General features: G+C 42.2%; 14 protein-coding genes. 2 read left to right on the forward strand and 12 right to left on the reverse strand.

The window, feature by feature from the left end; translation table 11 throughout:
* Positions 1-95 precede the first annotated feature (95 nt).
* Positions 96-2,675 (forward strand): type VI secretion system ATPase TssH, encoded by a 2,580-nt coding sequence (tssH, locus tag HF888_RS07145; protein ID WP_007017634.1) that lies wholly within the window; start codon positions 96-98, stop codon positions 2,673-2,675.
* A gap of 13 nt (positions 2,676-2,688) precedes the next feature.
* Positions 2,689-3,558 (forward strand): hypothetical protein, encoded by an 870-nt coding sequence (locus tag HF888_RS07150; protein WP_007017635.1) that lies wholly within the window; start codon positions 2,689-2,691, stop codon positions 3,556-3,558.
* Between the two features lie 508 nt (positions 3,559-4,066).
* Here the strand turns inward: HF888_RS07150 and HF888_RS07155 are convergent.
* The 12 genes from HF888_RS07155 to tssC form a co-directional block, all read right to left on the reverse strand.
* Entirely contained in the window at positions 4,067-4,750 is a 684-nt protein-coding gene (locus HF888_RS07155) for a hypothetical protein (RefSeq protein ID WP_007017637.1), read from the reverse strand.
* Positions 4,751-4,767: 17 nt separating this feature from the next.
* Positions 4,768-5,142 (reverse strand): hypothetical protein, encoded by a 375-nt coding sequence (locus tag HF888_RS07160; RefSeq protein WP_007017638.1) that lies wholly within the window; start codon positions 5,140-5,142, stop codon positions 4,768-4,770.
* Positions 5,143-7,749: a type VI secretion system Vgr family protein gene (locus tag HF888_RS07165; protein ID WP_007017639.1), complete on the reverse strand. Its 2,607-nt coding sequence runs from the start codon at positions 7,747-7,749 to the stop codon at positions 5,143-5,145.
* A 131-nt stretch (positions 7,750-7,880) separates the two neighbouring features.
* Complete coding sequence (locus HF888_RS07170; protein WP_007017640.1) at positions 7,881-8,285, reverse strand: DUF4150 domain-containing protein; 405 nt, start codon at positions 8,283-8,285, stop codon at positions 7,881-7,883.
* 9 nt (positions 8,286-8,294) lie between these two features.
* A complete protein-coding gene (locus HF888_RS07175) occupies positions 8,295-8,921 on the reverse strand; it encodes a DUF3540 domain-containing protein (protein WP_007017641.1) in 627 nt (208 codons plus the stop codon).
* A 2-nt stretch (positions 8,922-8,923) separates the two neighbouring features.
* Entirely contained in the window at positions 8,924-10,015 is a 1,092-nt protein-coding gene (locus tag HF888_RS07180; protein WP_007017642.1) for a pentapeptide repeat-containing protein, read from the reverse strand.
* Positions 10,006-12,753 (reverse strand): DUF2169 family type VI secretion system accessory protein, encoded by a 2,748-nt coding sequence (locus HF888_RS07185; protein ID WP_007017643.1) that lies wholly within the window; start codon positions 12,751-12,753, stop codon positions 10,006-10,008. Before HF888_RS07185 ends, HF888_RS07180 begins: the two co-directional genes overlap by 10 nt.
* Before the next feature lie 6 nt (positions 12,754-12,759).
* The gene (gene tssG, locus HF888_RS07190; protein ID WP_007017644.1) at positions 12,760-13,794 is read right to left on the reverse strand and encodes a type VI secretion system baseplate subunit TssG; all 1,035 of its coding nucleotides are present in this window, start codon (positions 13,792-13,794) and stop codon (positions 12,760-12,762) included.
* Positions 13,767-15,470: a type VI secretion system baseplate subunit TssF gene (gene tssF, locus HF888_RS07195; protein WP_007017645.1), complete on the reverse strand. Its 1,704-nt coding sequence runs from the start codon at positions 15,468-15,470 to the stop codon at positions 13,767-13,769. Before tssF ends, tssG begins: the two co-directional genes overlap by 28 nt.
* Before the next feature lies 1 nt (position 15,471).
* Entirely contained in the window at positions 15,472-15,888 is a 417-nt protein-coding gene (locus HF888_RS07200) for a GPW/gp25 family protein (protein ID WP_007017646.1), read from the reverse strand.
* Positions 15,888-16,370, reverse strand: a complete 483-nt coding sequence (gene tssD / locus HF888_RS07205) for a type VI secretion system tube protein TssD (protein WP_007017647.1) — start codon at positions 16,368-16,370, stop codon at positions 15,888-15,890. Before tssD ends, HF888_RS07200 begins: the two co-directional genes overlap by 1 nt.
* Before the next feature lie 15 nt (positions 16,371-16,385).
* Positions 16,386-18,074 (reverse strand): type VI secretion system contractile sheath large subunit, encoded by a 1,689-nt coding sequence (gene tssC / locus HF888_RS07210; RefSeq protein ID WP_050758012.1) that lies wholly within the window; start codon positions 18,072-18,074, stop codon positions 16,386-16,388.
* Positions 18,075-18,076 lie beyond the last annotated feature (2 nt).

An 18,076-nucleotide genomic window follows, 5' to 3' on the forward strand; every position in this document is an offset into this window, starting at 1 on the left:
CAGCGCTAAGGCTGAAAACAATACTGTTATTTAAAAACCGTCGCAGTATATAGCTAGGAATGTGGCTTTTCAATTAGATTTACAGGGAGTATGACATGTTTAACATTGCAATGGATAAGCTGATTGAAAAGCTGACGCCAACGTTAAAAATGAGTCTTGAAGAGGCTGCTCAGTTGGCAATGACTCACGGAAATTTCAATGTCGAAATTGAGCACTGGTTCATATCCATGCTAAATCACCCTCATACTGATTTCTTAGAATTGATCAAAAAATGTCAGGTTATTGAGCTTGATAATTTAAGGGAAGATCTAGCGGCATCGCTTCAATATTTTGAATCTGGGAATACTCGTGCACCTGCATTTTCGCGCCATTTAATGGAATGTTTGAATGAAGCTTGGCTTTTGGCGTCTGTCGATCAAGATAAAGAGCAAATAACTTCAGCTCATATCTTTATTGCTGCGATGAAAAATAGCGGCATTGCACATCAAATTAGATCGATAGTACCGAGTTTAGATGGTGTGAATGTTGCTGATTTGGAGGCCTTATCTCACACCATTATTGGTAAGACCAGTGAAAGTGCCATAGAAAGCCCGCAATCCAGCGAGAGTACACAGTCAAAGCAAGGTAACACTCAGGCTAATTATCTTAGTAAGTATGCGGTTGATCTAACCGCTAAGGCTGAAGCGGGTGAAATAGACCCTGTGATCGGTAGGGATGACGAAGTGAGACAATTGGTAGATGTGCTATTGCGTCGTCGCCAAAACAATCCGATTCTCACAGGCGAACCAGGCGTTGGTAAGACCGCCGTTGTAGAGGGCTTAGCCAATCGTATTGTTGCCAATGACGTACCCCAGCCCTTACAGGGAATTCGATTGCTCTCACTAGACATGGCGTCACTTCAGGCTGGTGCTAGCGTGAAAGGTGAATTTGAGAAACGCCTAAAAGCCGTTATAGAAGAAGTTAAAACCGCCACTGTACCTATTATCGTTTTTATCGACGAAGCTCATACTATTATTGGTGCTGGTGGGGCTGAGGGTACCGGCGATGCGGCAAATCTGCTCAAACCAGCCTTGGCGCGAGGTGAGTTTAGAACAATCGCAGCCACCACCTGGTCTGAATACAAAAAATATTTTGAAAAAGATCCTGCCTTAACCAGACGCTTTCAAGTCGTCAAGGTTGAAGAACCCAGTATTGAAAGTGCTATCGATATGATGCGTAGCTTAGCTTCTACTCTCGAGCAGCATCACAACGTCACAATCCTAGATGAGGCTATTGAAGCAAGCGTTAAGCTCGCCGCACGTTATATTCCCGCACGGCAGTTACCTGATAAATCAGTCAGTTTACTTGATACCGCGTGTGCCCGCGTAGCACTGAGTCAGGGCGCTACACCTTCAGCTATTGAAATAGAACAGCGCCGCATTGAACAAAGCCAAACGAACTTGCGCTTACTGCAGAAAGAAAGCCATATTAATAGTCAACTCGATGAAAAAATTGAATTCTATGAAAAACAGATCAGAGAAGCAGAGAGTGAATTGGTCGCATTGGAAGATCAGCTGGAAAAAGAACAGGCGATTATAGGACAGATCAAAGAAGCCCGAGAAAAGGGTGAAAGCCAAGATGAATTGGCTGATCAGTTGAAGGCGATACAGGGTGAGAGTCCTCTCGTGTTCCTAGACGTAGACAAACAAGCGGTAGCGGCAATTATAGAGAGCTGGACGGGTATACCGGTTGGAAACATGATGCAAGATGAAATCAATGGGCTTCTATCGCTTGAAGACGAGTTGAAAAAACGTGTCGTTGGACAAGATCATGCAATGCAAAAGATTGCTCAAGCTGTACGTATTTCAAGGTCGGGGTTAACCGATCCGCGTAAGCCTGTAGGTGTTTTCATGATGGCGGGTACCTCTGGTACAGGTAAGACTGAAACCGCGCTAGCATTAGCAGAGCATTTATATGGTGGGGAGGATAACCTCATCACAATCAATATGTCTGAATTCAAAGAAGAGCATAAAGTCTCTATGCTACTAGGTGCGTCAGCCGGTTACGTTGGTTACGGTCAGGGTGGTGTATTAACCGAAGCGGTGCGCAAAAAGCCTTATAGTGTTGTGCTGTTAGATGAGATGGAAAAGGCGCACCCAGGTATTCAGGATGTGTTTTACAACTTGTTTGATAAAGGCACGATTAAAGATGGGGAGGGGAATGACATTGATTTTAAGAATACCCTCATCATAATGACCACGAATGCGGCCACCCATGGTATCTCTAAGTACTTTGGTGAGACCGATATCAATGAAGAAGCGTTGCTTGAGGATATCCGACCAGAGTTGCTGGAAGACTTTCGTCCAGCTTTCTTAGGTCGTTGTACTATTGTCCCTTACTTCCCACTAAGTGAAGACGTATTGCAGAAAATCATTGAGATTAACTTCAATAAAATTAAGAAACGCTTAAACGAGCAATACAATGCATCCTTGAAATACGACGCATCGATCCTAGAGCATCTTTTATCCAAATGTAAGGACCCAGACACCGGGGCTCGCAACGTAGAGAATGTGATTAATAAATCCATCTTGCCTGCAATTTCGAATGCTTGTTTAGAGGCGCTGGCAAAAGGGCAGTCGATAGAATCAATCGACCTCAAAATTGAAAGTGAGTCCTTCATAGCGACGGTTGCGTAGAGTAGTAAAGTAAATGATTGAGAGTAAAAAAGATACACTTCTGAACGATATTGTTGGAAGTTTGATTTTATTTATAGTCATTGGGTTCCCTTTTTGGCTGCCTGTGGTTCTTATTGTTAAAGATATTTGGTCCGACAGTGGTGGGGGACTGATAGGGCTGCTACAGGAATCCAGCATTCAAATTGATTTAATCGCTAAAAAGGTATTGGAATATGCGCTTCCATTTTTACCGGGTGTAATTTTGATTTTTTTATGGAGGAGTACCAAGCTGGAAGAGGAGTTATCTGGGGACTTTACTACTTTAGATTGTAACGCGATACCAGACAGCATAGATTCATCCCCTATTGCGATTACAGGTAAACCAAAAAACAATGTCGAGTGGGTGCGTTTAAGTGATGAGCAGTATCGTCTAACAAAGACAGTACGCTACAAAATGCTGACTCGTCCTATAATGCTTGTGGGATTGCTTGTATGGCTCGTTTTTTCATTATCTACCTATTCTGATAGGGGTACCTTAGCACTTCTTAATAATGGTATCTGGGTCCTTTTGTTAGGGGCTACCCTTGAACTTATCTTCAAAGCAATGATATCAGCAGGTCCTGTCATCGACATAGGTAGTAAAAAGATTGTATATGGTAAGCTAATATTCGATTTTGATGATGTTCATGCGCTACAAATCCTAACTAAGAATCAGACTTATAACGAAGCTGGTGGGGAGCTGTATGTAGTTTACGAGTGTAATCTGGTTCTGACAGATGGTAAGCGATTAAATCTCCTTAATCATGGTGAGTCACGCAAGCTAATTGAGCAAATTGACCTTATTACGAAACAGTTGAACTGCGATGTGATAGCAGATAAAGCTATTTTAGCCGTAGGGTCTTGATGCTTATATCTCCTACGATCCTAAGTCCTTCAATACAAATCTCTGATTATCTTCTGGATGAACTTTTAACTTTATTTCGTCTCCAGTACTATATTTGAATTGATAGCTAGGATGAATACCCGAAAACGTTATTTCATGCCCTGCATATCTAACTGACATTATCACTGTGTTTCGACCATTTTCACGGGTGCTTGATAGGGATAAATGACTAACGATGCCCCCGTCTTCGATAACAAAGTCTGCCTCCATCGTTCAAACTTTTTTATATCATGTGATAGTACAAGGTAGGTAATACCATAACCTAGCAAACCAGTAACAGTGAATACTATTACAGCGCTGATGGGGTATGGAGTTGTCATGAATTTGTAAATTTCACTACCAATTAAGAATATGAAAACCAGTGTGAAAACATAAAGCATGTTCTTTTTAGTCTTAACATCCAAACTTTAGTCCTCACTCGCGTTATTTAGAAAAGCATATTTACTACTCACAAAGAACTTCATACTTGCTATGATATCTTAATGTCGATTGAAGCCTGCTCGTCATAACTATTCACTCTACAAGGGAATATTTTACCAGGAACGTAATATGAAAGGTTGTCATGCTGAATCGTTTGAGTGATAGCTACCTTTTTACCGTGTAATTGTTCACCAGAAATTTCGCCCACTAATTCATAGTCGTGGTTACTTTTTGGATTGATTTCTAATAGTTTGAACACAGAGTCGTATTCATCATTATTGAATGTATTGAAGTCTTGCACATTCAAGTCCAAATATGCATTTATAGGGTTTTCTGGATCAAAGTGTACGGTAATCTTTTCACCTATTTCGAAAGGTCGTACAAGAACCCTAGAGTCGACTTGGAAATCCCTTTGGTAGTCTAAATAATTTACAGAGAAGATAGTTTGATTTGCTGTTTTCTTGTAGTTTGTGATAAGGCCGCTAGTTGTTTGTGCTTCTGAGGTTAAGCTGACGTTTCTTTGTGCTTTAAATAGGTATGAAATGATTGATGTAGCCTTAGGAAGGATAAGTAGGTTTAGCACCAAAAATATTCCAATTGCTAGCCCGATGATTCCACCAATGGCGTCTTTCATTCCCCTGAAAATGTCGAAATATAAAGCTGTTGCAATCCAAGTTATCGATACTAATAGGCTTATTATGATATTTCTTCGGCTAATTTTGGGTGCAGACATTGATTTACACTCCATGTCTATTCAAAGTCTACAAAGGCTGTATTAGGGTTTTTACTGTTATATTTAATAGGTATTACATCACCTGGCGATACGTCATGTATGAAGTTAGGTGGTAAGTCTTTGAATACCTTTACGATATCTAGATATGCAATCTCGGCATCGTATAGGGGTTGATGTGGCCCACCCAATAGTTTTCCATTAGCTTTAATTTCTAACACACGTCCAGAAGTGGCAGAATCGCATTTAGTTTGTGAATACAGGGGGTACAGAAACGTCCAAGCTAGATAAAGTGATGCAAGGCCTCCTATAACCCATGAAGGATTTTTTTGATAAATCGCCATGCATATAGCGGTGATGCCAAGGAATAGTGCTATTAGACCATATATCTTCATTTAACCCACCATAGTTATTTTTGCATTTACGACATTAATATTAGTTTTGGTGATATTGGTAACTTTGTATTGGTTGATTACGGTTTGCTTTTTATCCGTTTTTAGCTTGCCATTTTCGATTTCATACACTTTATTGTTCGTAATCTTGCCAGCAAGTAATATATCCGTAAGTAGAGCAGCTGTAGTGGTTAATTTTCCACCGACAAAGTTTTCATTTATCAAACCGGCAACCATTTGCGACTTCATTGCTAAGTTAAACCAATCCTCATTGCCGGAAATAGTTGCTTTCTTAGATGGTGTCATCTCAATAGAGCTAATCTCGGTAGCTGCTTGTGTCTGTTTAGAAACTTTTCCAGCCACTATATTGGTCTCTGTCTCATCACCCGAGATTGTATTATTTGTTTCTTTCTTTTCTGCAATACATTTTATGCTTAAATCGCCCATTATCTCTTGGCTAAAGTTACCTGTTATCTTCTCAGAAACATCACCAGTTATCTCACTCGTATGATTACCCGTTTGAACATGCTTCATTTCACCTTTGTGGTGAACGTCAATGACGCCTTCATTGTATCTGGCTTCATCGCCAACGGTTTTGATTGCTAAGGTCTTATCACTTACTTTTCCATTTATACCAGAAGTATCTGGCATGCCAGAGTCAGTCTTTAGTTGATTTTCTATGTAACGACCACCGAAGTTTATAGTGACATGCTGACCGTTACCGTCAATCCCTTTGCCCCAATTTCGTTCTACACCTTGATGGTAGTTATACTTATTGCCAAAGTCTTTTTTAATAAAGCCAACTTCGCGTTCGTCGCTTAACCCTTTCTGAAGATCGCTTCTTACGATTGATGCAACACTTTGATCAAATGAATCTAACTTGTCACTGACATCAAACTCTTCACCCTTACTATTATCCTGATAAGCATGATTTTCGACATATTGCTGACCAAAATTATAAGTAGCATTAAGACCGTAATTAAAGTCGACGCCTTCACGCCATTGATAGCGATTACCGTAAGTGCGCTCTATGTGAGCGTCGCCTTTGATGGTATCAACAGGGCTGCCTTGATCTGCACCCAAGGAATCAAGTTCTTTCAATTCATGTTGTTTGATGTGCTCTTTGACATTGGCTGGATCTAAATTCGCCGTCATGTGCAATGACTGGCGTGATTTAAGTGCGCCGGTATAGAGCATGCCGTCAGTGATGAGGGCTGCATGGTGAGGGTTTTCATGCGTCACTGGATGCAGAACGGATTGCGAGTTCTCAAGTGCGTTCATGATATAGGGGCGGTTAGGGTTGCCCGCGATAAAACCGATTTGAACTTCTGTACCTGGAGTTAGCGGTATATCTAGGTGATTGCTTCGTGCTGAATGGCTAGCGTGACGAATCCAATTCGATATCTTTTCTTCTTGGCCACGCATGAAGTCAAAGGTCACTTGGTATTTACCTACTTCGTTGCGCTGAGCCAAGGTTTGGTCGTTTGCTGCGCTATAAACTCGGCCAGTGGTTGAGATTACTGACGGTATATCCGTTCTGCGTTCAGGGCGATATTGGGTATCTTTGGGAATGCCTTTGAATGAACACTCGTAATAAGGGGAGGTGCCAGCTGAAGCGGATTTGGCCCCTTGATCTAGATTGCTACCCGAGTGTTGAACCTCCGTGATCAAAATATCGTGTATGTCCCCGCTAGGTGTTTCTACGGATAATACAAAACCCGGCGTGATGCATGGCAAACCTGTGGTTCCGCTAAACACGGTTTTATAGGCTTGCATTTCTTCTAAGCGAATTTTGGCAAGAAATTCTGCCTCATCTTTATTGTCGGCGCCTTCGTCGGCCATGTTGACGTTGGTTTTGCCATCTTGAACGTCTCCAGCAATCCCTTGGAATAGCTCCATGGCTTGGTCTGGGTTGGTTTCCGTGATGATGACGCTGTCAGGTACTGCATTGTAAACGCGTCGCAATGTGCGCACGGTATCAAAGCTGTTTGTTGGGTTATTGGTTTCATCTAGCTTTACTGGTGAAACGGGTAAGTCTTCGTAATTGGTATCGTCGGCGAAAACGAGACGGCCGCCTTGATAATGATCGAAGTAATAATAAATGCCCCAGTGTTCAGCAAGGCGTGATACGAAGTTAAAATTTGATTCACTGTATTGGCAAATGAATTCTTTTTTCGGGTAGTTGCCGGTCAATGCGAAGTGGTGATCTAGCATAAGATCGTTACTAAGCTCGTCGGTTAAAATGTCTTTAGCGGTTTGATCAGTGTATATATCGTAAGACTGGTTGTTACGCTGACGCCATAGGGCTGGAACCATTTTAGCGATATAAAACTTGTGGGTATTGGATTGCTCAAATACTTCTTCCACTGAGCTGAACACACCTATAATTTGGTAAGGATCTTTTTCCTCATTATCATTAGAGTCGATAGTCAGAGTAATGTCTTCTTGCGTTAGGATAGAGTGATCCATGGTACTCGCGGTATCTTTTGCAACTTTGAAGTGAATATTCAATTCAAAGAAGTGCGAGATGGATTCAGTGCCTTCCATAGCGGTGATTTCGAGTTCGCTAGGGAAACTGGCAGAGGCAATTTTAAAAACAGGTTGAGCCATTTAACGATCCTTATTACACATCACTCCATTGCGATAGCGCATTATAGGAAAGATGATTTCAAATTGTCTACGAATTGTAAAATAGGGTATTGGAAATGCGTACTGGTTAGAATTTCCGGCCCTATAAAACCCTACTTAAGCACTAATACTTTTGCTTGTGCTGGCGCCATGGTGACACCTGGTACGTTCATGCTACTACCGTTCTGTCCGGTCATGGAAGTCAAACGCGCCGCAGGCTTACCACCAAAGAATGTTGCGGTGCTGCCCATCAGGAATTTTGTCGGGCCCATAATCATACCCGAAATAAGTCCGCCCGCTACGCCAGGTTGATCACCGTTACTCATGGGAATTTGCGTGCCCACAGTGTGGCCAAAGCCACCGGAAATGAGTACTTTCATGGCTGCCGTCGCTGGCATGGCGGTCGCCCCCATAGATATATTAGGGTAGGGAATCGGTACGATGGCTGGACCCACCGGGGTTTTACATACGTCGGGCATACCCATGTTGGTGCCGCCCATTTGACAATTGGCAAACATAATCTCTCCTTAGCCCATGTGGATGCGATCGCCATTGATTTTAACGTCCGACTTGGCCGTGATATCAACTTGCTTAGAGCGTTGAATAAACGCATTTTTGATGGTGTGAATCACGTCTTGCGCTTTTACTTGCTCTAGGCGCTCAATAAACTTAAAGCTGTCCTTGATTTTTTGCATCAGCGTGCCCGTAGAAACATGAGTGGTTTCACCAACATAATGGGCGGTATCGGTTTCGACTCGCATTTCTTTGCTCTGCTGATGGTAGTCTTGAGTTTGCAAATCTACAGTCTGGCTTTGTAACCGAGTATGATTGTTCTTTAACGCTAAAGTAGGGCTTTCTATTTCAATGCCGTGAGCATGCTGTATCTTCCCCGTTACATGAGCTTCTCTACTCAGAATAGAAACAATGAAATAGCCATGAGCAGGGTGAAAAAATAGCTCTACTAAATCTCGTTCCTCAGGTTGGTAAAGACAGCTGGTCGCAGCTTTTGCCGAAACAATTTGCCCAGAGTCCAGTTGCAGAGCAAAGGACGTGTTGTCCTGTTCGAGAACAGTGGCCACGTCACGGGTTGCCTGAGGTGTGTTACCTTTAAACTGATCGTTCAAAAACTGATGCGCGATTTGTTGAGTTGTCATATCTATCCTTGAACCATGTCGTTGTTCAGTTTAACGGGCTTGGGTCGCCATAAATCAGCGCGTTCCCGCTTTTCATCAGTGGCTAGAGCCAAATACTTTTGAGCAGAGGACCAATTGCAGCCACTATCAAATAACGCATGAAGATTGCAGCGAAATAAATGTACGCTGGAAAAGTCTACGTTCTCACACTGGCTATTTGATAGATCCGCATACGATAAATCAGTGCTTGAAAAAACAGAGCCTTGGCAAGTCATTTCTGCAAACTGAGCTTGTATCATAGAGCAGTTTGATAGGTCACATCCTAACAGATGGGCCTGTTGAAAGTTACTCTGATCTAGTTGGCTTTTGATAAATCGACTTGTGCGAATACTAGAACCAGTGAATAAAGCCATGGCGCCAGAAACGTGAGAGAAGTTACAACTCTCTATCTTTGCCTCAACGAAGCAGGTTTGCGTTAAGTTTGAGTCACTGAAATCACATTCTGTTAAATGACTAGTGCGGAACTGCGTTTGGCTTAAATCCAATTGACTGAAATTTTGCCCTGAGAAAGTCGCTTGCTCAAAAATCACAGTATTCATGTAGCTTTGCTTGAAATCGCAGGACTGAAAATCACATTCGATGTAGTTAGCTCGATGCAAGTTGCTGTTATTGAAATCAATATCATTTAGTTGGCAGTTCATAAAGCTACTAAAAATGAGACTCGCGTTTGCAAAGCGAACACTGTTTAGATTGCCCTCGATAAACTGATTTTCATCTACATTGCTATTGGAAAAATCCAAATGCTGGAATATGGGGTTTACCCAGTTTGTGCCAGCCAATAGACAATGAGTAAGGTCGCACTGATCGAGCTTGCAATCAATAAACTGACAATCCTCTAGCTTTGATTCTCGAAAGCTACTTGTTTGCATAAGGCATTCGATGAAGTTCAACTGATTTAAATGCGCTTTCTCAAAAGAACAGGCTTCAAACTGACAGCGCATGAAGACGGCGCCTTCAAAAGCGTCATTAGAAAAATTAACACCTTTAATGGTTAAATCCTCGATGGGACGGCCCAGCTTGATTTGATTGATTAAATCCTGAGCATTCATTGCCATTTGTTCGGCCTCCAATCTTCAAGCTTGGTACTGTCCAAAATAGAGCGAGAAAAATCTGTATGATGAACGCGGGCCGATAAGAATTCACAGCCATAGAAATTAGAACGTGATAGATTGGCGTTAGACAGATCCGCTTGCATGAAATTACTGGCCATTAAGTTGGTATTGCTTAAGTTGGCACCATTGCAGTCGGTATTCATGAACAAGGCGTCTTTTACCGTTGAACCACAGAGCTCACCATATTGAAAATTGGATTCGCTCATATCACAGCGATTCATTGTGCAGTTATTGTAGCGTGTGTGGTTTAAATCGATTTTTCTCAACGTGGCATCAGCCAATATACAGTCATAAAAAAGACTATTGCTGAGTGTGCTATTGCTTAGGATTCGAGTATTGGTTAAATCTGATTTTCGCCAGTCGCTGCTAGAAATAATACACTCGATGAAATTGGCGCCACTAAAGTCAGAATCAAAAACGCTTATGCTCTGTAAATTACATTCCTGAAATGTAGCAGAGGAAAGCTGACAGCTCTTGAATTCACTGTGAGCGAAACTGCTTTCCAAAAAGGTCGCATCCGAAAAGTTAACGGAATTCAGTTGGCATTTTTCAAAGCGTGTTTCCAATAGGTTGGTAATATTGGAAAAGTCGATGGGGCCCAATACTGAATTTGAGAAGTCAGACTTGGCGATTTCAATCTCTTTTGAGTGGTTTGTACGTAGTTCACAATAAGCAAACATTGAGCCGCCAATATTTGCCTGATCTAGGTTGCAATCAATCAGCTTGGCATGAGAGAAATCGCAGCGTACGGCAATGGCACCTTGTAAATTCGAGTTTGTTAAATCTGAGTTTTTGAAATTGCATTGTTCAAGGTAGGCGTGCGATAAATCGATGCCGCGAAGGTCCTTGTCTGAAAAATCAAGGCCAGCAAGATCGCAGTGACTAAGGCTAGCGCCTTTTTCAATTTGTTCGTTTACCCAATCCTGCAGTTCGTTCAAATCATCCTTATGAGGTAGGGTACCGTGTTCCATCATATGAGCACCCAAACGGTATCCTTCAATTTGAGCCTCATGTCCTGCTTTTAGTTTGGTTTCCAACTCAACTAAGTCTAGATCTTGTCCATGGCCAGCTTGTTTTATTCGTGTTAGCTCCTCTAGAGTCTTTTGATAGTCTGAGGGCCTTGGAAGTTGAGGTGGTTGATGTAAACGATCCAGCGCGTCTGACAACGCATTGGCAACCTCGGACTGGTCTTGTTGAATGGCTTCTTCAATTTGATCTTCTAGACGTTTTTGAGCCTGATCTTTCTGAAACTGTGCATATTCTTCGCTTATCTTACTTAGATCATCAAATGCAGTGAAATCCAGCTTTAATAGATCCAGTTTACCCGTCTCTTTATCCATGGGAGATAGACGATCGGCAATCTTTTCGAACTTGATCTGCCATTCATCCTTCTTGGGTACATCTATATCTTGGAGTTGCTGCTCCAGCATAGAGGTATCTAAACCTTGAGCTTTTTGTTGTTCAATGGCTTCTTGTAGTTGCAGCTTAACTTCGGAAACCTTTTCCTCTTTCGTTTCCTTTAGCTGCTCTTCAATATGCTCAGCCATAATAATGCGGGGCTCGGTTTCTTGGTTAGTCAGTCGAGCCATGCCACAAGGGATGGAATCAGGTATTAAATCTCGCGTAGTGAGTGAATAACGCATGCTTAGATCGGGATGAATACGGCCAACTAAGCTGTTGCAATAATCTTTGCGCGTTCTATTTGTAGCATTGTCTTCGTATGCATTGAGTAGATACTGAAATTCGCTGCCATCATTTGTATCTATCTTAATCACACCCCGATAAATCATCATGCCCATGAGTTGATTCGGGAAAAGGGCAATAGTATCGATTCGATTATCAATATGGACTAAATCGGATTCGCTAATATCTTGCCATTCAAGTCCGGTTTTCACTAAGTGTGTTTTAACATTAAATCGAGGAATAACACTGTGAATCTCACTGTGCTCGGCATGAACGCCTGTTAGTTCAATGGGTTCGCCACCTTCAAGAAAATCCGTGAAATGCTGGTCGGGCATACTGTGATTAAATGCGCGAAAATCAAAATCCTTAGGATAACCAGGGAAATCCTCTGCGATCCATTTTTCATCATAGGTTCCCATATAGCGCATGCGCAAAGGATGATTAGGCATGATGCTGCCAAAACCAGCCGGTGTTGGGTTTTGCTTTGGTGACGTTAAAAGTTGTTTAGGCAATTCCAGATTGGGCATTGCAATCAGTTCTTCACCCCAGTCTGTCTTAACCGGAGTTGTACCTTTGCCATCAGGATTAGCATCATTACCTTTGCCACCAAAGGCGTTTTGCCAAACCAATGGCATCTCAGTAAAAGGAGTAGGCGAGGTCGTGCCAGTAAGGCCTCCAGTCCAATAGCGATCACCAATAACACGGATCGTTTTTGTGACATCAGCAATTTTGGCTGTAACATCGAGCGCAGCCACAGGTTCCGAGTTTAAGGATTGCGCATTACCATAGATAAAAAACTCAGCATGTGTTTTAGGCAAACCTTCATCAATAAAAGGTTCTGGCAGATCCGCTAATGCTTGGTAGGCTTCGCTGAATAAAAGAGGGTCGCCACCCAATAGCGGAAAGTAAAGCTTACTGGTGATGACCAGATAATTCTGCCCACGAAATTGAAATACGCGATAGCCGGATTCTAAATCTAAAGGTTGAATAACATTCACTTCTCGTTACTCCAATAGATTCATGCTGATTGAATGATGTAGGTCGTTGGTTTTACCCAATACACTGGTTTTACCCAGTTGATTCCATTGTCCGCCTAGTTGAGTCCGGTAGTCAGAGGAAAGTACTTGTAGTTTTAAGTCCACCTTGAGCGGACGGGAAATGTAATGTGCTACTAGCAGTTTTAAACAATCTACCCAGAACGGGTCTGAAAAAAGCGCGTTGTACTTATCTTCTTCTATATTCGCGACAGTAATGGTAATTCTATGTAGTTGTGACTGAATTTTTGAACCGATGTGAGCCTGACCTAGTTGCGAGTTGGCTACGCCAAGACGACATCTCAGCTGTGGAGAGATGGTCACACTTTCGTGATCGAATTCAGTAACCGATATATCTGACTCATCAATATAATCAGACAGAATCAGTTTTAGGCCAGAGGCTGAACGCTCCTGATTAGAGAACAATGAAAAATAGCGAATCTTCAATTGCTTGACGCGTTCGTAGGCATCTCCATGAGCACTATTTAGGGTTTCAGAGTCATCAGGTAAGCCAAGTAAATTGTATAAAATGCTCCAATAGCTAGATTGATTGCGCTCAATGGTATTCAGGTTGACTCGATAAAGGCGCCACGCACTGTATAGTTTAGGGAAAAGCTGACGGTGAATAATATCCAAGAATTCTCTAGGCGCATTCAGCTCATCCCACTCGTTGTCTAATAGCTCTTCGTTGTATGAATCCGGTAGAGGAGACGATACCCCATATAAACCGGATATTTGCGTGACGATTTCATAGCCTTGGTGTTTGTCTAGCTGCTGTACGCTATGCACATCGTTATTGTTATAGGCAAGAGACAGGCTAGGGCGTACTTGAATCTTACGCTTTGGACGACGCGGAGAAACCGGGTAAGCATCATTAACACTTTCTAATAAACGGTAGGCCTGAAAGAAATCATACTCACTAGCATGTTCAATGATGTCTTTTTCTAACTCTAATAGCGTTGCATTCGGTTGATTCTTTACGCGACGAATTGACTTGGTTGCCATGTCATCTCCTCGCCAGTATTTTCATTAACGATGCACAATTCAATGAAACTGTTTAGATCCGTGAACTGGGTATATAAATTGTTCAGTAGTTCACCAAATACAAACAGGTCTCCCTGACTAGAGAAACCGGTTCCGTCCATTGTCACTAGTACTTTACGCCCACGTACTAGTTGCCCCCGTAATAAACGGTCCGCAGGCTCCACAACTAATTGTGTAAGCGATTCAATGCGCTTGGCATTGGCGGCCTTTTCTTTGGCGTCCGCTTGATTTGTTGGGTTGTATAAGTTGAGCAATACTTTCAGGTTGTTTAAGTCTGCCAACGGTAAATAGTTAACGGTTAAGTGAGCAAGCAAATTCCATAGAACACGGCCATCGGTTTGTGGTGGAATGTACTCAGTGACAGAGGAAATATTGGCAAAGCTGACGAGGTCAGCTACATCTGGTGTGTTGACATTGATATCACCAACTTTCAGTCTTTGAGGTAGTGGACCGTTGGAGCAGCGAATGTTGGCGGTAATCACTTCGCGAGTGGGTAACTCTTTTCCTTCTGGAAAGTTCACACGCAGTAATGAATCTGTTTCACCCTGATCTCCTGCCTTCTGCACAAGTTCATAGACAGGCTGTTGGCTTTGCTGCTTTGCCATTAGGGAAAAATCGAGGTATTGAGTTTTTTCGTTCGAACGTCGATTCTGACCCAAAACATCCAATACTGAGTAAATACTGAATTGATTGTTAGTATTTCGAATCGGCTTGAGCTTTAAATCACTTTGTCTGTGATCTAAAGGCACGGGTTCAGCCGTGGTATCAAAAAGGTTAATAGCTGGCGCGCAAAATAGTTTTATATTGGAGTTGTCGACCTTTAACCCTTCAACCTTACTATTTAATTTGAATCGTAATTTGAAGGCTTTAGGTAGAGGGACGTCCTTGTCCAAGCCGGTAACATTCAGGAATAAGAATTTATACTTGTTGATAAAGTATTCCTGAATTTTTCGATAACTATTAAGTTGAGTCTTACCTGATTCAAGCATGGAGAAATCGTCTTTCCAACCAAGCGACTCAAGCTTGGCATCCGGTAAATGAGTAATATTTGAACCCTGTACGATCGAAACACTGACCAGTTTTTTACTTAATAGGTAGTACAACTGGCTCGCGGTGGCATAGTCGCCTGATAAGTGAATAGGTAATTCGCTTAACGTGACGTCCGCATTAGAGATACTTGTATTATGAATCACTACATCTAAATCAGTTTGTTGGCCATTGGCTATCAGCTCGACCGCATTAACGGCCAGAGGATAAACAGTAACAGGGATACAGGTCTGGAAACGACAGCTAGATCCTAATACCTTCTGGGAATCCAGTTTAGAGGCGGATTTAATAGTCACCGCATTATTGAGGATATTGCGTGGCTTAAACTCAATAATGGACGTCGATGGAATCTCTTTTAAGTAGTCTGGTGCAACCAAACGTAGTATTGACTGAGCAAACTCAGGGAAATCTTCATCCAGTCGTTCTTGAATACCAGCACTTAAATATGCCGTACCCTGTAAAATCCTTTCAACGTCAGGATCATTACTGGTTCCAGCCAAATGAGGAGCGAGAGCAGGGTATTTCTTTGCGAAATCCCGTGCACCTTCCTTGAGTGCTTGTAGTTCTGTTTGATAGCTCTCTAATTTCATCTTATACAACCGATTCGACTATTACCTGACCATTAGCATGTAGCTTAATAGTCCCTGAAATAGGGAAACCACCTAACTCACCAACAAGAGTTGCGTTTAGCTTCCAAGCAAAACAGGTGAAATCTCTATTGTCTTCAATAAAACTTAAATTCAAACGAGTAATACGTTTTTCAAACGTTTGAATTTGCTGCAACAATTGCTGCTCTAAGCCCTGAATGTCTGGTGCACCATGATTCTGAAATTGACCTTTTAAATCACTCAGTCCCATTTGAGCGTCAATCAGCGCATTACCTTCTTGAGTGTTTAGTAGGTCTTCAATGTCTTTTAATAGCTGAACTTCCCAATTAGATTGAGAGAACTGCTGTTTACCAGATTCTTGCCATAGCGCTAGACGTTTAAGAAGACGAACTTGGCTCATTATGGTTGAGCTCCAAAATTGTCTTCGTATTCGATGCCGTCTAACTCGTGAGTCCAAGTGATGCTGTCATAGATTAGTGATACGCGTTCTAAGTGACCGACACGAGCCTTCGCAACTTCAGTTTGGTGTTCAACATCAAAATCAATAGCGGTAATTTGTGCATTCTTTAGGCTTTGGCGATAATAAATTTCTTCCATGCCGGCACCATCCAACTGATACCAATCAATGACTACATCCTTTAGTAGTTCACCATCTGCAAGTGCTTGATAAAGCATTGGGCTAGTGCGATCCACTTCTTTGATGATTGTGATTGGCATATGAACACGACGACCATTGGGAAGACCGCGCTGATCGGTCGGAAGCTTTACACTATGCTGAACACCTTGAACAACAATATAACCAGCGCGTCCGTCTAAATCACACTCGCTTTCCATAAAGCCTTGGTTTTCGCCTGTCACTTTCATGTAACCTGGTAATGCCATGATTTCTTCCTTTTATTACGCTTTTTCCAAACGACCACGTTCCATGAGCGTGAACGACTTACCCATGTATTTAAAATGTGGAGTGATAGAGATGGTTGACATGAACCATCCGGATTTTCCTTCTACGTCGCGTACCTGTACGCTTGCATTTCGCAGAGGACGACGAGCTCTTACTGCGGGAGCTGGGTTATCCATATCTGATACGTATTGTTTTAACCATTGATTAACAGACTGGTTTATTTGGCTACGCGTCAACCAAGAACCGATGTTTTCTCTCTGCATGACTTTGATGTATTGAGAGAAGCGACTACAAATCAACATATATGGGATTTGCGTCTCCAAGGTTTGATTGAGTAGGCTTTGACTATCGCTATCATCAAGATCCAAACGATGACAAGAAGGAACGGCAATAAATCCTGCTTGCCCAGATTTCCGGAAAATCGATAGTGGAGTAAAACCGTTATTGATAAGTTGATTGCCGATACGATCAGATACGAGAACCTCAGTCGGAATCAGTTGGCCCAACTGATTTTTCGACTCATGCATATTGATATTGTCGAGTAGGCCGTACTCCTCGCCGCTCACGTTGATAAACCAACGGTACTCTTTAAAGCTGTTGATAAATCGAGTGGCAAGCCCATAGGCCGCGTTTGCCCAGATACCAGATTGCTCTTTTCCGTCTTCAACAAACTCAAACCCAGCATCAACAATATGATGGGGCGGTCTGACCTGAAACTTTGGTAGTGTCAAACACACATATCGGCTGAAGCTTTTATCGCGGAAGCTATTCCATTTTGTATATTGAGGCTGATCAAAGTGCGCTGCTACATCACGAATATTTGAGAATTCATGGTAATTTGAAATGCCGAAAAGCTGACTGGATGCGGCACTAAGCAAAGGGGCATGACTAATTTCAGCCAACTGAGCCAGACTCGAAAGCAGGGCGATGTCCTGCTGACGCGGACCAAATTCATAGTCGGCCACGATCATAGAATAGGGGCGACCACCAAACTGGCCAAACTCATCCGTATAGACTTTGCTATAGAGGCTAGACTGGGTGACATCTGGGCTGTCTTCGAAGTCTTCCATTAATGCTTGTTTGGAGATGTTACATACAACCAGTTCGATATTTTCTCGACTATCAATGTGATCAGCGATATACCCTAGACTACGCCAGCTGGTTTCCACTTGATTAAAAGAATCAGCATGAATGATGGCGTTTAATTGTTTATTGATGCGATCCCACAAGGCTTCTTGTGCTATGAGTCGATCAGTGAAATCCCAAGTTGGATCAACATGCAATACTGAGTTATCTTCACTTGAAGCTAATTTATCGAGCGAAATAGAGGGTTCACCCAATTGACGATATAGCTGATAGGCCTGATTCAGTTCAGGAATCGATAGTAAAATATTCTCGGGTGCAAAATCTTCAAGGCTGGATATCGGCAGATCAATAGCGATATCTGCTGCACCTTCAGTACCTAGTAAGAAGTTTTTGATATTGAATTGAAGGTTAATATGGAAGCCAGCTAGAAGCTGGTCCACATCGCCCTCAAGTTTATGAATAGAGCCGTCATGGATTTCTTCACTTCGAGTATCGTGAGTGAAATCCGATAGCACCATGATTTTAAATGGTAATTCAACCATTTGATTATCATGGTTCTCATAAACGAGATTGATTCTATCTGTTACATTTCCCATCATTT

Origin of the sequence: Bermanella marisrubri, assembly GCF_012295615.1 — a bacterium.
GTDB lineage: Bacteria > Pseudomonadota > Gammaproteobacteria > Pseudomonadales > Oceanobacteraceae > Bermanella > Bermanella marisrubri.

Excerpts from the sequence above, each read along its gene's own strand:
- tssH (WP_007017634.1), top strand. The coding sequence starts at position 96 with ATGTTTAACATTGCAATGGATAAGCTGATTGAAAAGCTGACGCCAACG.
- HF888_RS07150 (WP_007017635.1), top strand. The coding sequence starts at position 2,689 with ATGATTGAGAGTAAAAAAGATACACTTCTGAACGATATTGTTGGAAGT.
- HF888_RS07155 (WP_007017637.1), bottom strand. The coding sequence starts at position 4,750 with ATGTCTGCACCCAAAATTAGCCGAAGAAATATCATAATAAGCCTATTA.
- HF888_RS07160 (WP_007017638.1), bottom strand. The coding sequence starts at position 5,142 with ATGAAGATATATGGTCTAATAGCACTATTCCTTGGCATCACCGCTATA.
- HF888_RS07165 (WP_007017639.1), bottom strand. The coding sequence starts at position 7,749 with ATGGCTCAACCTGTTTTTAAAATTGCCTCTGCCAGTTTCCCTAGCGAA.
- HF888_RS07170 (WP_007017640.1), bottom strand. The coding sequence starts at position 8,285 with ATGTTTGCCAATTGTCAAATGGGCGGCACCAACATGGGTATGCCCGAC.
- HF888_RS07175 (WP_007017641.1), bottom strand. The coding sequence starts at position 8,921 with ATGACAACTCAACAAATCGCGCATCAGTTTTTGAACGATCAGTTTAAA.
- HF888_RS07180 (WP_007017642.1), bottom strand. The coding sequence starts at position 10,015 with ATGGCAATGAATGCTCAGGATTTAATCAATCAAATCAAGCTGGGCCGT.
- tssG (WP_007017644.1), bottom strand. The coding sequence starts at position 13,794 with ATGGCAACCAAGTCAATTCGTCGCGTAAAGAATCAACCGAATGCAACG.
- tssF (WP_007017645.1), bottom strand. The coding sequence starts at position 15,470 with ATGAAATTAGAGAGCTATCAAACAGAACTACAAGCACTCAAGGAAGGT.
- HF888_RS07200 (WP_007017646.1), bottom strand. The coding sequence starts at position 15,888 with ATGAGCCAAGTTCGTCTTCTTAAACGTCTAGCGCTATGGCAAGAATCT.
- tssD (WP_007017647.1), bottom strand. The coding sequence starts at position 16,370 with ATGGCATTACCAGGTTACATGAAAGTGACAGGCGAAAACCAAGGCTTT.
- tssC (WP_050758012.1), bottom strand. The coding sequence starts at position 18,074 with ATGATGGGAAATGTAACAGATAGAATCAATCTCGTTTATGAGAACCAT.